Genomic DNA, 13,961 nt, shown 5'->3' with positions numbered 1-13,961 from the left:
TTTTACATTCTCTGTTCAATATATAACTATCCCCTTTATCGCATCAACCTTTAAGTACCCATATTGGGCACTTAAGATAAACCTATAACAATTTAGAATAAACCTTTTGTTGAAAATATGTACACAAGTGTTAAGTTGGGTTTGCACTACTCGTTTTAAGGAAAAAAGCAATGAAACTAAAAATGAAAAAACATAACCTGAAGTCTCTAAGTACTAATAATGCTTCACAGCAACTAGATAAGCAAATGACGCCTCTTGTTGCTGGTGGTAAACCAGAGCTTACCCACCCATTTGTATGTACATCTTTTGTAGGTTTTACTTGTTAAAATTAACTCTAAAAAGGAAATAGCTATGCTGAAATTAAATAAGAAAAAACTAAAAAACTTAACAGACGACAAACAGCAATTAGATAACAAGATGACGCCATTTATTGCTGGTGGTGTAACAACTAGCCGTTCATGGTGTTGGACTACTGGTCTATGTACTGACACTCAACTTTGCTAATTTTATCAAACGATAAACATGTTACTAATTGAAGGAGGTTAACCCTCCTTTTATTTAAAATTAAATAACGTCAACCTCTTCTAGATCATGCACACAGCACAAAATAAAGCCATTATCTCTTCAATATAGAGTTGATCAATCAACATGTAATATAGCGCCTAGCAATGTACCTAAAATCAACCCGCTTAGCGCCAGCCTCCAAAAAAATTTAAGCACCTTTTGTGCGTTCCGAGTAGCTGCGAAATATGTACTAGACAACATCATGTTACCTCGATTTAAGCACAGCAAAATAACAGTTCAACTGCTTGTAAATCCACCAAATTGAGATTTGTAGTTTTACAAAAAGGTCTAAAAAAATGAGAAATAGTAAAAATATCCCTCCAAAAATTTAATTTTTTACTAAGATATTTATGTGGTTGAACACAACATCACCAATCTTTGACTTTTTTTCAATTATTGTTAATTTGAGCTTAAGTTAGTGAAGATTTAATGGCATAGTGTCGTTACCAAAGTGGGTATTTACATTCTTTGAAATACCTGACGGATATAAAAATAAACAAAGAGCGTAAGGGAGAAATAATGTCCATCCAAGTAAATTTTGAACTCACTGATATCGATTTAGAACATTTCCGCACAATGATGCAATCTGCAATTGAGCGCAGCAGCCATTTAAGTGAAGAAGACATTATCAGCAAAGCTCGCGAGCTTGTGCAACAAATGGAAGGCACAAACGTCCCTGAGTTTGTTAGAACACGTATGATGTCATTGTCAGCACTGATCGACGCGGTTCAAGATGACGAGTGGCAAATGCCAGAAGATGAAAAGAAAGAAATCATGCTTTCTTTGGCATATTTCGGTGAACCAGAAGATATTGTTCCAGACAATGTCCCAGTACTTGGATACATTGATGATGCAATTATGATTGAACTTGTATTGCAAGATCTGTCATTAGACCTTAAAGCATATCGAGAGTTTTGCGGCTTTAGAGCAACAGAAGAAGCCAGACGCGGAGAACATGCAAAAGTAAATAGAGAAAGTTGGCTGGCAAGCACTCGAGCACAAATTCGCTCTTCAATGCGTAGAAATAGATCAGGCGCTAAGAGTTCGCGTTTTTTCTCTCGCATCATGTAATATCCATTTGATGAATATATAAAAAAGGGAGCTAACCAGCTCCCCTTTTTTATTGGTTATTGACTATTAGGGTGTTCAACTCCAAGCCATGCTTTATACAGATTAGCTTGGCGGCTTGAAGGAGATGATATTGCGCGGATAACTTTGCTTCTATTTGCTTTCTCGCCCAGTTGCAATTGCACTGTCATTAATTTATGTCGTCGAATAAAGCTTACTTCTACGATTTCACCCGGATTAAACAAAGCTAAGGTACTTGGTAAATCTTTGCGAACGTGATGTTTGTTGAGCGCAACGATTTTATCACCCGCAGTTAAACCGGCTTGCCAAGCATTACCGCCTCTTGCTACATGAGTCAATTCAAGCAGTTGGCCTGCATTTTTAGTGCTGCCATCAATACTTGCCACTTTCACTGTGCCTGATGGATAAACATGTTCCAACCCAACTTTTTCAACCAAGCCATCAAAATCAATGATCGCAGGATTATCAACATAGGTTTGCCACCATTTTGAATAATCGTTGCCGCTAATCTGCTTTAGGATCCGTTTTACATCGGCACTGTTAAATGAGTTGGGTAACTTATGTTGTTTATACAGCTCGCTATGCACATCTCTATAGCTAACTTTACCTTCACTTTTATCTATCAGATCGATATCCAACGCCATAGAGACTAACGCTCCCTCTGAATAGATATTGGTGCTGTAATTCTTGCCGTGATCTCCACCTTGGTTTATCCATTTATCAAAACTGGTATCTGCTACTGATTGCACTTCCCTACCAGGCGTTTGCAAATGGCGATTAAGTGTTCTGGTCAACGATTTATAAAACTCTTTGTTGGTCGTGATCCCTGCACTAAGTAAAAGATAGTCTTCCAAATAGCTGGTTGAGCCCTCTACTAGCCACAGCAAATCGCTGTAATTAATATCAACGTAGTCGTATGGAACTAACCCATCCGGGCGGTAGTTTTTTACATTCCATGTATGTATGAATTCATGTGCAGCGGTGGAGATAAAACCAATATAATCATCTCTGGAAGCAAATTTATCGCGGTGCCTTTGAATAATAGTGGAGTTTAAATGCTCAGTTGCCCCTCTTGCTCCACTGGTCGCATGTACCATAAATACATATCTATCATATGGATAATCATGCCAGATCAAGCTCCCTGTTTTAACAAGCTTTTTTAAATCTCGTAGCATTAAGTCAACGTCGTAATTTCCCTCTCCCCAAATCACCAACTCATAGTCTCGGCCATCAACCGTAAACTTGTGCAATTCATTGATACCGGTTTCAATTGGGGAGTCTAGCAATACGTCATAGTTCGCCGCTTTAAAACTATGTTTGGAATTGGCAAAGTCCATACCCGATACCGAGCGCCAATTATCCGGGACGTCTAAGCTTACTGTTACTGGTTCTTGTCGAAATGAATCGCTGAACATAAAAAAACCAGAAGCATCGATAAACGCATGGCTATCATCAATATGTCTTGATCTAAGGGCTAATTCATTGGCATATACTTGATAAGATATAGATACTTCGGTGGGTTCATTTAAATGGACTCGCCAGGTATTTTTATCTGTTTTCTGCCATTTTAACTGCTTCCCGCTTTCACTGCTTGCAGCAAAAAAGCGAATGCCATTGGCCATATCCAGTATCTCATAGCGGCCGGTACGCCAGTCAGGTAATTGAATATCAACATAAGATTGCGCAGATTTCGGAAAAGTAATTTCTACATTACCCAAATGGTGTTGTGGTTGTGTAATTGAGAGTTTGTACTCGACATCAGCGAAGGAAAATTGACTTAAAAGTGCCAAAGAGATCAGTGAGAGATTTTTTTTCATACTATAAAAAATTAAAGAGTTTTCTTAAAATTAGCAAAATTCCTTACACTTGAGTTAATAAATTCGTTGAACCTACATGATAAAAAGCCAAGTTGATAATTAAATTCTCCCACATTTTTCAGTAATTTGATGTAAACTTGCAATTGGATATAGTAAAAAAAGATGTTGGATTTTTGTGACTGATAAAACCGTACTCTTGGAAAAAAAACTCTCTCAAGCTATTTCAGCAAGAAAAACTCTTGAAGAAGCAAAAAAGACGCAAGTCTCGATGCTGTCTGACTTTGCGACAAGATTGTCTTTTAGCTGTAGAGGACAAGATGTAGCCCTAGATAATCAACTTGCGAAGTTTCGAAGTGCACTTAACAAGGGCATGGAAATAGAGCAACTTACTCCGTTGATTGAGACCACGATAGCTCAATTAAAACAGCAAGAAGCCGTTTATGAAGCTAATGAACGAGCTTTAACAACCCATATTCAGTCTGCTGGAAAACAATTACAAAAACTAAAAGGTTTACCAGATGATACCAGACGCAAACTGAGACATGTGCTTGATCATGAACTTGGTGATATCAAAGCTGTTTCGGAATTTGTTCCTTTACTCGAAAAGATTTTGCAGTTTTATATGCAAACACTGCAAGCAAAAGCAGCGCCAGAGTTTAGCTCTTCGACTCGCAATCCAGAACTGGCCATTGAACTGTTATCTTTAACAAACGAGCTGGTTTTTGAAGAGGACGTTTCAGAGCAAATCAAGCAAATCAAACAGAGCTTGTCCGCTGATGATTCGGTTGATTCATTGCTGGATAATTCAGTCAGCATTATTCGTATATTCGCCAAATCTATCGCCCGCGAGCGTCAGTCTGCTCAAGGCTTTCTAGTCTCTTTGAACCAAACACTTGAAGAGCTTCATAAATCGATTGTCGAAACCACAAATCAGTCCAAGTCGGTCAATCACGAAGTCTCAGCACTAAACAAGCGTATTGAAGAAAAGATCTCAACGCTGAATCATCAAACACAACAAGCAACTTCTATCACTGAGTTAAAGCAGCTCGTAGACAATGAACTGAAAGAGCTTAGTAAAGACTTGATTGAACGCGAAAACATTGAGCGCCGAGACAAAGAGGTTCTGCTTCAAAGCTTTGACAAGATTAATGACCGTATCAATTTACTCGAAACTAAAGTAACAAATTATAAAAAACGCTTAAACGAGCAAAAATTTAAAAGCCTGCTAGACGGCCTAACTAAATTGCCTAATCGAGCCGCTTTTGATGATAGATACAACCAAGAATTTCATCTGTTTGAAGTTCACAACAGTGATGTCACACTCGTCGTTATTGATGTTGACCACTTTAAATCAATTAATGATAAATACGGACACAGTGCCGGTGATAAAACACTGCAGGTAATTGCCAGAGCACTTAAAAAGTCAATTAGAAAAGCTGACTTTATCGCTCGATATGGTGGTGAAGAGTTCGTGCTGCTTATGCCGGGTATGCCACTGAGCTCAGCGCAGAGCCCGCTTGAAAAAATACGCAATACCGTAAAAGCAATACCGTTTAGATTTAAAGAAAAAGAAGTACAAATTACAATTTCATTAGGTGCAACACAGCTTAAAAAGGGCGATACACCGCTTACAGCATTTGATCGTGCTGATAATGCGCTGTATGACGCTAAAAACTCAGGCAGAGACAAACTTTGCATTAGAGAATAACAAGGAGAATGCCTATGCATGTACAGCTAAACCCAACTGGAGTTCTTAATTTATTATCACAATTAGAAGTCGACTTGTTACAACAGTCTTCAACTTTCGAAAGATATCAATTATTCCGAAACTGTGTGTTGGCTGTTCTGAACGTAGGTAGCCACACAGATTCAAGTTATGAGATCTACCGAAAGTTCGAGGATTTTAATGTTTCTCTGGTCGCAAGAGAACGCGGCATAAAAATTGAACTGACCAATCCGCCTGAATCTGCATTTGTTGACGGCACAATTATCAATGGTATTCACGAACATATCTTCTCAGTCATCCGGGATATTTTGTTTATTTGTCAACGGCATCAAGATACGCTGATCGAGCCTAAAGAAATTACACACATGGTTTTCGATATGCTGCGAAACGCAGGCGCTCTTGAAGTAAATACCGACCCCAATATGGTCGTTTGCTGGGGGGGCCACTCTATCAATGAGCAAGAATATAAGTATACTAAGGAAGTAGGCTATCAGCTCGGTCTTAGAGGGTTAAACATTTGTACAGGATGTGGTCCTGGTGCGATGAAAGGACCAATGAAAGGCGCAACCATAGGCCATGCCAAACAGCGTATCACTAACAATCGATATTTGGGCCTGACAGAGCCAAGCATTATCGCCGCAGAGCCACCAAATCCTATTGTCAATGAACTGGTGATCTTGCCTGACATTGAAAAACGCCTCGAAGCGTTTGTTAGAACCGCCCACGCCATTATAATCTTTCCCGGTGGTGCAGGCACTTCAGAAGAGTTGCTTTATCTACTTGGTATTTTGCTCCACCCAGAAAATGAAAAACAAGTGCTACCCGTTATATTAACCGGACCAGAGTCAAGCGCAGCTTACTTTGATGAAATATCCAAGTTTGTTGAAAAAACACTTGGTAGCGAAGCGCTTAACAAATTTGAAGTGATCATCGATGATCCTGAACGCGTCGCAAAAACCATTAAATCCGCAATGCCAAAGGTGCGAGAGTACAGAAAGTCTGAGGGAGACGCTTATTACTTCAACTGGACGCTAAAAATCGAAGAGCCGTTCCAGCAACCATTTGAGCCGACCCACGAGAATATGTCGTCTCTTGATTTACACTTAAGTCAACCTAAAGAAATACTGGCAGCAAATTTACGGCGCGCTTTTTCAGGGATTGTGGCAGGTAATGTCAAAGACAATGGCGTTAAAGCAATTAAACAACATGGTCCGTACGTGCTTTCTGGCGATAAATCACTCATGTCAGATATGGACAAACTATTGCAAGCTTTTGTTAGCCAAGGTCGTATGAAGTTACCTGGCAGTAAATATGAGCCCTGCTACAAAATCCAGTCATAAAGCAAACTACGACCGTATAACTTAGATAGTTATTTAATTAAAACAAAAGCTTTTAGGGGCGATGAACTCTCATCGCCCCTCTGTTATAATCCTCAAAAGTACCAACAAAAATTTGTTTTATATACATTTATGGCCCAATTACTGCTGATTGACGCACTTAACTTAATTCGTCGTATATACGCTGTTGATTGTGAACAATCAGGGTTGACTGATGAGCAAATCATTCAAAGCTGTTATCAACGCGTAAAGAACGCAACCCGAAAACTACTTAAAACATCCCAAGCAAGTCACGCAATTGCAGTATTTGACGGGGACAAAAGCTGGCGTTATCACCTTTACGCGCAATACAAAGCCACCAGAAAACCAATGCCACAGCAGTTAAAAGATAACCTTGAAATTGTTGCCCGAGGCTTTACTGAGCAAAATGTAAAAGCATATTTTCCAGTTCAAGATGAAGCAGATGATATATTGGCAACGCTCGCATATAAAGCGTCAAATCACGGTGTTGCGTCTACGATTGTATCTACCGACAAGGGTTTCTTGCCATTAATTGGCGAACACATTAATGTCTACGACTATTTTAAACAACAAGTTATATCATCAGATGACGTAAAGTCGAAATTTTCCTTAGATAAAAATCAGCTTCATGATTTCTGGGGATTAATGGGTGACAAAACCAATGACATTCCGGGTGTAAAGGGAGTTGGGAAAAAAACCGCGGTTGATGTATTGAGCCAATTCAGCTCAGTAGAAAATGCACTGAACAGCCCTAGCCTTCATGGAACAATTAGAAAAAAAATAGAAACTGATATTGATAACTTTATTTTGAGCAAAGCACTAGTAGCCCTTAGAACAGACATTGAAGTTGGTTTTACTCTAAAAGAGCTGCGTCTCTGATCATTGCATTAATCACAAATTACTTGTTATGGATACACGCTTCAGATAGTCTTACCGAGCTGTATTTAGGTGACTTAAATGATAAAAAAAGTTCTACAATATATATTTCTGGGCCTCGCGGTTTACGCCGGGATTGTCTATCTTGTGATCAACTTTTATAAAGACGACCCCAGAGCAATGCTCTGGAAAGACAGGGAAGCTTTTAACAAAAGGTTTATTAGTAAGCTCAAGCCAGATACAAGAATGGATTTAGATTCAGTGCTCGACAATTTAGGTAGTCCAGATCTCACCTATGTGAAATCAAATGATGATACAGTCTTTCAAATTGTCTTTTACCGCACGCAATTGATGAAACCAGACGGCATAACAACACAAGATGAGTGTACTGGTTTGTTATTCAAAAATGGTCAGCTAATTTTGTGGGGGGCTGGTGCAGTTGTGGCCTATGAGAAAGCGCTAAATAATGACGAATAAAGACATATCAAAGCAACTCTTCGAACTGGTAAATAAAACCGAGCAGACACTTAGGCTCTATTACAACAAACAAAAATGGCCTAGTATCTTTCCAACCCTAGCGGAGCTTGCTCAGTTATACACGCACACCTATCAAAGCGCCCCAAATGCACTGCATAGCTACCTAAACTTTAACTTTCAACAACTCTCCCCCACGACAAACTTGGTCGTTAAGAAATGCATTTTGGTATGTATTATTTCAGAGGGTCATGGCTATTCGAATAATATTCGTCAAGAATTACTCGTCGCTTGTTTGGCCAGTTTTTTGTGCGTAAAAAAAGAAAGTGACAAGTTACTTAAAGCACAGCCCCTGACTGAACAAGGTAAAAAAATATGGAAAATCAGGTATCAACTCGCTGTTAAGGTGCTCGAACACGGTGGCTCCGTTAATAAACAGGCAACGCGTATGATGTCTCGACTTCAACCATACTGTGAGACCTTAAAGAGTAAGCGAGTAGCTCCACTATACGACAATACCACTTTGGTTGTGGCCATTGCACAGATCATTGCAATGGCTTTGGTCAAAACTCCGACTAAGTCTAATACTTTGGCTTCTGTTGTGAAAAAGCTCTACTTATCTAGTTATGATGAGTTTACTCGAGACACCTTAAACAAGCTGTCACTACAATTCAGTCACTTTGCTGTTGGTTGTGTAACTGTATATCGCGGTCAAAAAGCGCTTCTTTTGCAAAGAAACGAGAAAAGCCAAGTGATTTGTACATTTGAAGATAATAAGGTTGATCGACTAGTCAAGACACAGAGCTCGTTTGAGTTTGAGTACAGATCTATCTCCACAGCAGACAAACACCTTCTTTTCAAAGTATGGGGACACATAGAAGCGCAAGAAATCGCCCCCACGGAAGACTCGTTTGAAGCGACTTACACTGTAATAGAAAAATTGAGCAGAAATAGTTTTGCTAGCTTTAGAGCTATTGAAAAAACAATTGAGCCGTTTCCGTACATAGAGCAAGCACTTCAGCAAGCCGCGAAGCAATACAATAGAGAAGCTCAAAAAGGTGCAAATATTCGACACTGTTTGACTATGGTCGGATTAAACACAGCAAGCTTGCTCTGTCAGAGAGTGCTTGTTGAACAGGTGATCTCTCAATTGCGTCACCCATTCGCCCTTAATATTTGGCATAAGTACCAGCAGCTTGCACAGATCTTAGCAACTTTAACCAAACAAGCTTATGGGCAAGAGTACGAGAGCATTCTTTCTCCAATCAGTGCTGTCGTTGCCTTTATGCTAAAGCATCATGATATTGATATTAAACGCTTCACTTGTGTCAGTGAACAAGCGGATTCATCAACACCTTATTCTCTTGCAAGATTATTTGGCTTTATGGAATTCAATACAACACAGCTAAACGATTATTTTTCCCACCACTTCGATAACAGCCCTCCGCACACTGCTTTCATGCAATCCGAAAAGGAAAAAGACGATTCATTGAGCGAAGAGGCCAAAACCTTTGTTGCCATTAAAGTTCTGGCAATGCAATGGAGCAGCGCCCACTTTACACCTACAGCTTGGCAACATCATGTTTTGCAAAACCAAATAAAGAAATTTGGCTGGGATAGCGAAATGCAACTGAATGACGCTATCTTAGCATTATCCTTACACAGTATGATTGAATAATATTTATTCTATAAATGCAGGATATAACAAACATAAACTAAATTTATGCCCTTTTATCATTCCTTGCTGGAATATCTATGAATAAATTGCTATAAAACGCGCTTAATTTTTCAAGCGAACACACACTTTTTATTTGATTGACTACAATAAATAGATCCTTCTTTTATGTGTGTACAATTTATTTTGATAAAGGAAAACTAAATGGCTAAGCAAACAGTTACCGTTATTCGCGGCGATGGTATTGGTCCAAGCATCATTGACTCTGCAATTGAGATTTTAAACGCAGCGGGCTGTGATTTTGAATACGAGTATGTTGACGCAGGTCTTGCAGCGTTAGAAAAAACTGGCGAACTGCTTCCACCTGAGACATTAGAAGCTATCGAGCGTAATAAGCTTACCCTGAAAGGCCCTTTAACAACACCTGTAGGTGAAGGTTTTACATCTATCAACGTTACTTTGCGTAAACAGTTTGGCCTATATGCAAACGTACGCCCAGTTAAGTCTTTCGAAGGTACTCAAGCACGCTACGACAACATTGATATCATTACTGTACGTGAAAATACACAGGGCATGTACTCTGGTCTTGGTCAAGTAACGTCTGAAGACGGTACAGAAGCTGAAGCAATGTCAAAGATCACTCGTGAAGGCGCAGAGAAGATCGTGACTTTCGCTTATGAGCTTGCACAGCGTGAAGGCCGTAAGAAGGTAACAGCGGTTCACAAAGCGAACATCCTAAAGTCAACTTCAGGTCTATTTTTGAAAGTGGCTCGTGAAGTAGGTGAGCGTTTTCCTGATATCGAGTCAGCTGAAATGATTGTAGATGCGACTTGTATGAAATTAGTTATGAACCCGGATGAGTTCGATGTCGTAGTAACAACTAACCTATTTGGTGACATCATTTCTGATCTGTGTGCTGGCTTAGTTGGTGGTTTGGGTATGGCTCCTGGCGCAAACATCGGTGAAAATGCAGCGATTTTCGAAGCTGTACATGGTAGTGCGCCTGACATTGCAGGTAAAAATCTAGCAAACCCTACGTCTGTTATTCTTGCATCTATTCAAATGCTTGAATACCTAGATATGGGTGAAACTGCTGAGCGTATCCGCAGCGCTGTTGCTGATGTTATCAAGTCTGGTGATCGTACTACTCGTGACCTAGGTGGCAACCATGGCACCACAGACTTCACACAAGCAGTGATCGAACGTCTATAATTGGTACGCAGAAAGATAGCGCAAATTGCGCTATCTTTATTCTTCATCTAAATCTCTACGCGACATCCCCTCTGTCTCCTCCACTTACAAAGTTTTTATATTTCAGACTTTTAACTTCTATTGATAGCTTTGCAATTGACAGCCCCTATTACGCTATAAACCTATTCACTATTTTGGCTTTGTGAATATTTTCCCGATACATTTATGCATAGCGCCCTATTTTTATAAATTGAAACATTACATTTCAAATTTATCAACGCCAAAAAGGGTTATATTATGCATATCTAGAGCCTAGCTTCTTGACAGAAACATCGATTGCCCTTTAAATTAAAACTGTTTAAATAATTTAGTAGATTTGAAATGAATTTAGTTAAGCTTGCAAAATTGGTTCTCGTGGTGGTCTTAGTATTAAGTCCATAGGGGCCTGTGTGAGTATACGCTTTCATCGACCCCGCAAAATGCGGGGTTTTTTTATGCCAAGATTTAACTTGGCTGAGGAATGAGGTAATGAATGAGCAATTTAATGGCTCCGAGTTAGTTGTAAAGGCGCTAAAAGATTTACAAGTACAATACATTTTTGGCTATCCGGGCGGATCTGTTTTGGATTTGTACGATGCTCTTTTTGAGCAAAGTGATATAGAACACATTCTCGTCCGACACGAGCAAGCTGCAACTCATATGGCTGATGGATATGCTCGGGCTACAGGCCAAACAGGCGTGGTGCTCGCCACTTCTGGCCCTGGCGCAACTAATTGCATTACGGGTATAGCAACGGCTTACATGGACTCTATTCCAATGGTTGTACTTTCTGGGCAAGTTCCTTCAAATTTGATTGGTGATGACGCATTTCAAGAGACTGACATCGTTGGCTGCTCAAGGCCAATTGTCAAACATAGCTTTAATTGCCGAAATGCAGAAGATATTCCAGCTATTTTGGCTAAGGCTTTTTACCTAGCAAGTTCAGGAAGACCAGGGCCGGTCGTTGTTGAATTGCCAAAAGACGTCTTAATTCCACAAACTAAATTCAATTATATTATGCCTCCGCAACTAGATATGCGGACATATAACCCAAGTACTAAAGGCCATTCGAAGCAAATCAAAAAGGCGGTAGAGGCGATTTTACAAGCTAAGAAGCTGGTCATTTATTCAGGGGGTGGAATCGTTCTGTCGAATACCTCTGACAAGCTTACTGAGCTAGTTGAAAAGCTCAATGCGCCAATTACGAACACGTTAATGGGTCTTGGCGGGATCAGCGGAAACCATCCTAATTTTATCGGCATGCTGGGAATGCATGGCTCCCTTGAAGCCAATAAAGCGATGGCTAACGCCGATACTATTTTAGCACTGGGAGCCAGATTTGATGACCGAGTGACAAATAATGTTAAGAAATTTTGTCCCAATGCTAAAATCGTTCATGTAGATGTAGACCCAACTTCCATCTCAAAAACAATTCAGGCTCATATCCCTGTAGTTGGCTGTTTAGATACAGTACTTACACAGCTATTAGAGGGTATTGATAACAGCAATATCGCCATTGACCGCAGTGCACAGGAAGCTTGGTGGAAAGACATTACTCAATGGCGAGAAAAGAAATGCTTGGACTTTGAAACCACTGGAGAAAAGATCAAACCACAGACTGTAATTAAAAAGCTCTACGACATTACTCAGGGCAACGCATATGTTTCCTCCGATGTGGGGCAACACCAAATGTTTGCAGCACAATACTACCCATTTAAAAAACCTCGTCAGTGGATAAACTCTGGCGGACTTGGCACCATGGGATTTGGATTGCCAGCAGCTATGGGCGTAAAAGTTGCTTACCCACAAGAAGAAGTCGTGTGTGTAACAGGAGATGGTTCTATTCAAATGAATATTCAAGAGCTGTCAACCTGCCTACAGTATGGTTTAAATGTGAAAGTGGTATCATTAAATAACCGCTCACTTGGCATGGTTAGGCAGTGGCAAGATATGCTTTATGACGGCCGTCACTCTAGCTCCTATATGGAGTCCTTACCTGATTTCGTCGCATTAGCTGAAAGTTATGGCCATGTTGGGATCAGAGTAGATCACCCTAACGAGCTAGAGTCAGCCCTAGAAAAAGCGTTTTCAATACAAGATCGTTTAGTGTTTTTAGATATCCGAGTTGATGAGAGCGAACATGTATACCCGATGCAAATTAAACATGGTGCCATTGACGAAATGTGGTTGAAAAAAGGAGTAAAGGTATAATGCGCCGTATATTAGCAATTCTATTAGAAAATGAACCAGGTTCACTGTCACGAATTGTTGGGCTTTTCTCTCAAAGGGCCTACAACATAGATAGCTTAACTGTAGGTACGACTGACGATAAAACTCTTTCTCGTATTACTATTACTACCCACGGAGATGATAGAGTCGTTGAGCAGATCACAAAGCAAGTTAACAAACTCGTCGATGTGTTGAAAGTATTTGACTTAACGGAAATCAATCACATAGAAAGAGAACTATTAATGGTCAAGGTGTTTACTCGAAATGAAGCGATGAGAGCGGCAGTTACCAGAGTAAGCGATGTATTTGGTGCAGCCATTGTTGACATGGGAAAACAAAGCTACACACTTCAGTTAGCCAGCAGTACAGATAAAATTGAGAGCTTTTTGGATATGCTGCGCCACGAAAGTGACTTGATTGAACTCGTTCGCTCAGGAGCTGTTGGTATAGGCCGGGGTGATAAAGCACTCAAGAGTTAAATACACTAGATTAATTATTTGGGCCTTAGCGCCCATTAATTATAATCACCCTACTGTTATTTATATATTCAAGTTTTTATACAAATAAAAAAGAGCCTTTTGGCTCTTTTTCTAGTTTATGTCCACGAGATAAATCTCACAGTCAATTATATTCGTCATTGAATTAAAGGTTTACTTGATCCTTTAAGCCTTTACCAGCTTTGAAGCTTGGAATATTTGCTGCTGGAATTTGGATTTCAGCACCAGTTTGAGGGTTGCGGCCTGTACGTGCTGCGCGCTCTTTTACAGAGAAAGTACCAAAACCAACTAGTGCTACTGAGTCACCTTCTTTTAGAGCTTCAGTTACAGCACTAGTTAAAGCGTCTAATGCACGGCCAGCTGCCGTCTTAGAGATATCAGCGTCGTTCGCGATCTTTTCAACTAGTTGAGCTTTGTTCATTTTAA

The 13,961-nt window shown here is 39.9% G+C and carries 13 protein-coding genes; 11 read left to right on the top strand and 2 right to left on the bottom strand.

Features of this window, described 5'->3' with window-relative positions; all coding sequences use genetic code 11:
- The first annotated feature begins 170 nt into the window (after positions 1 to 170).
- The 3 genes from J8M00_RS02010 to J8M00_RS02000 all read left to right on the top strand — a co-directional run bounded on the left by J8M00_RS02010 (position 171) and on the right by J8M00_RS02000 (position 1,635).
- Entirely contained in the window at positions 171 to 326 is a 156-nt protein-coding gene (locus J8M00_RS02010) for a hypothetical protein (protein ID WP_211008695.1), read from the top strand.
- 25 nt (positions 327 to 351) lie between these two features.
- Positions 352 to 504 (top strand): hypothetical protein, encoded by a 153-nt coding sequence (locus J8M00_RS02005; RefSeq protein ID WP_211008694.1) that lies wholly within the window; start codon positions 352 to 354, stop codon positions 502 to 504.
- Between the two features lie 579 nt (positions 505 to 1,083).
- On the top strand, positions 1,084 to 1,635 hold the full coding sequence (locus J8M00_RS02000; protein ID WP_023397787.1) for a YkvA family protein: 552 nt from the start codon (positions 1,084 to 1,086) through the stop codon (positions 1,633 to 1,635).
- A gap of 56 nt (positions 1,636 to 1,691) precedes the next feature.
- Here J8M00_RS02000 and J8M00_RS01995 read toward each other — a convergent pair whose 3' ends face one another.
- Positions 1,692 to 3,470 (bottom strand): M61 family metallopeptidase, encoded by a 1,779-nt coding sequence (locus J8M00_RS01995; RefSeq protein WP_211008693.1) that lies wholly within the window; start codon positions 3,468 to 3,470, stop codon positions 1,692 to 1,694.
- A gap of 175 nt (positions 3,471 to 3,645) precedes the next feature.
- On the opposite strand from J8M00_RS01995, the gene J8M00_RS01990 reads away from it, so the two are divergent.
- From J8M00_RS01990 to ilvN, 8 genes are all read left to right on the top strand, one after another.
- Entirely contained in the window at positions 3,646 to 5,178 is a 1,533-nt protein-coding gene (locus J8M00_RS01990) for a GGDEF domain-containing protein (RefSeq protein ID WP_211008692.1), read from the top strand.
- A gap of 14 nt (positions 5,179 to 5,192) precedes the next feature.
- Entirely contained in the window at positions 5,193 to 6,536 is a 1,344-nt protein-coding gene (gene ppnN / locus J8M00_RS01985; protein ID WP_211008691.1) for a nucleotide 5'-monophosphate nucleosidase PpnN, read from the top strand.
- 129 nt (positions 6,537 to 6,665) lie between these two features.
- Positions 6,666 to 7,433 carry a flap endonuclease Xni gene (xni, locus tag J8M00_RS01980; RefSeq protein WP_211008690.1) on the top strand — a complete coding sequence of 256 codons (768 nt, stop codon included), beginning with the start codon at positions 6,666 to 6,668 and terminating at the stop codon, positions 7,431 to 7,433.
- Between the two features lie 78 nt (positions 7,434 to 7,511).
- Positions 7,512 to 7,907, top strand: coding sequence for a DUF3192 domain-containing protein (locus tag J8M00_RS01975; protein WP_211008689.1), 396 nt, complete (start codon positions 7,512 to 7,514; stop codon positions 7,905 to 7,907).
- Positions 7,897 to 9,582, top strand: coding sequence for a hypothetical protein (locus J8M00_RS01970; protein WP_211008688.1), 1,686 nt, complete (start codon positions 7,897 to 7,899; stop codon positions 9,580 to 9,582). The genes J8M00_RS01975 and J8M00_RS01970 overlap by 11 nt, the downstream gene beginning before the upstream one ends.
- Positions 9,583 to 9,783: 201 nt before the next feature.
- Positions 9,784 to 10,791: an isocitrate dehydrogenase gene (locus tag J8M00_RS01965; protein ID WP_211008687.1), complete on the top strand. Its 1,008-nt coding sequence runs from the start codon at positions 9,784 to 9,786 to the stop codon at positions 10,789 to 10,791.
- 507 nt (positions 10,792 to 11,298) lie between these two features.
- Positions 11,299 to 13,020 (top strand): acetolactate synthase 3 large subunit, encoded by a 1,722-nt coding sequence (locus J8M00_RS01960; RefSeq protein WP_211008686.1) that lies wholly within the window; start codon positions 11,299 to 11,301, stop codon positions 13,018 to 13,020.
- Entirely contained in the window at positions 13,020 to 13,517 is a 498-nt protein-coding gene (gene ilvN / locus J8M00_RS01955) for an acetolactate synthase small subunit (protein ID WP_023397796.1), read from the top strand. Before J8M00_RS01960 ends, ilvN begins: the two co-directional genes overlap by 1 nt.
- Positions 13,518 to 13,680: 163 nt before the next feature.
- On the opposite strand, the gene hupB is transcribed toward ilvN, so the two are convergent.
- Positions 13,681 to 13,956, bottom strand: a complete 276-nt coding sequence (hupB, locus tag J8M00_RS01950) for a nucleoid-associated protein HU-beta (protein ID WP_023397797.1) — start codon at positions 13,954 to 13,956, stop codon at positions 13,681 to 13,683.
- Positions 13,957 to 13,961 lie beyond the last annotated feature (5 nt).

This window comes from Pseudoalteromonas luteoviolacea (genome assembly GCF_018100925.1).
Classification (GTDB): domain Bacteria; phylum Pseudomonadota; class Gammaproteobacteria; order Enterobacterales; family Alteromonadaceae; genus Pseudoalteromonas; species Pseudoalteromonas obscura.
The sequence above is the reverse complement of the archived record's forward strand: the minus strand, read 5'-3'. Positions and strand labels throughout refer to the sequence as shown.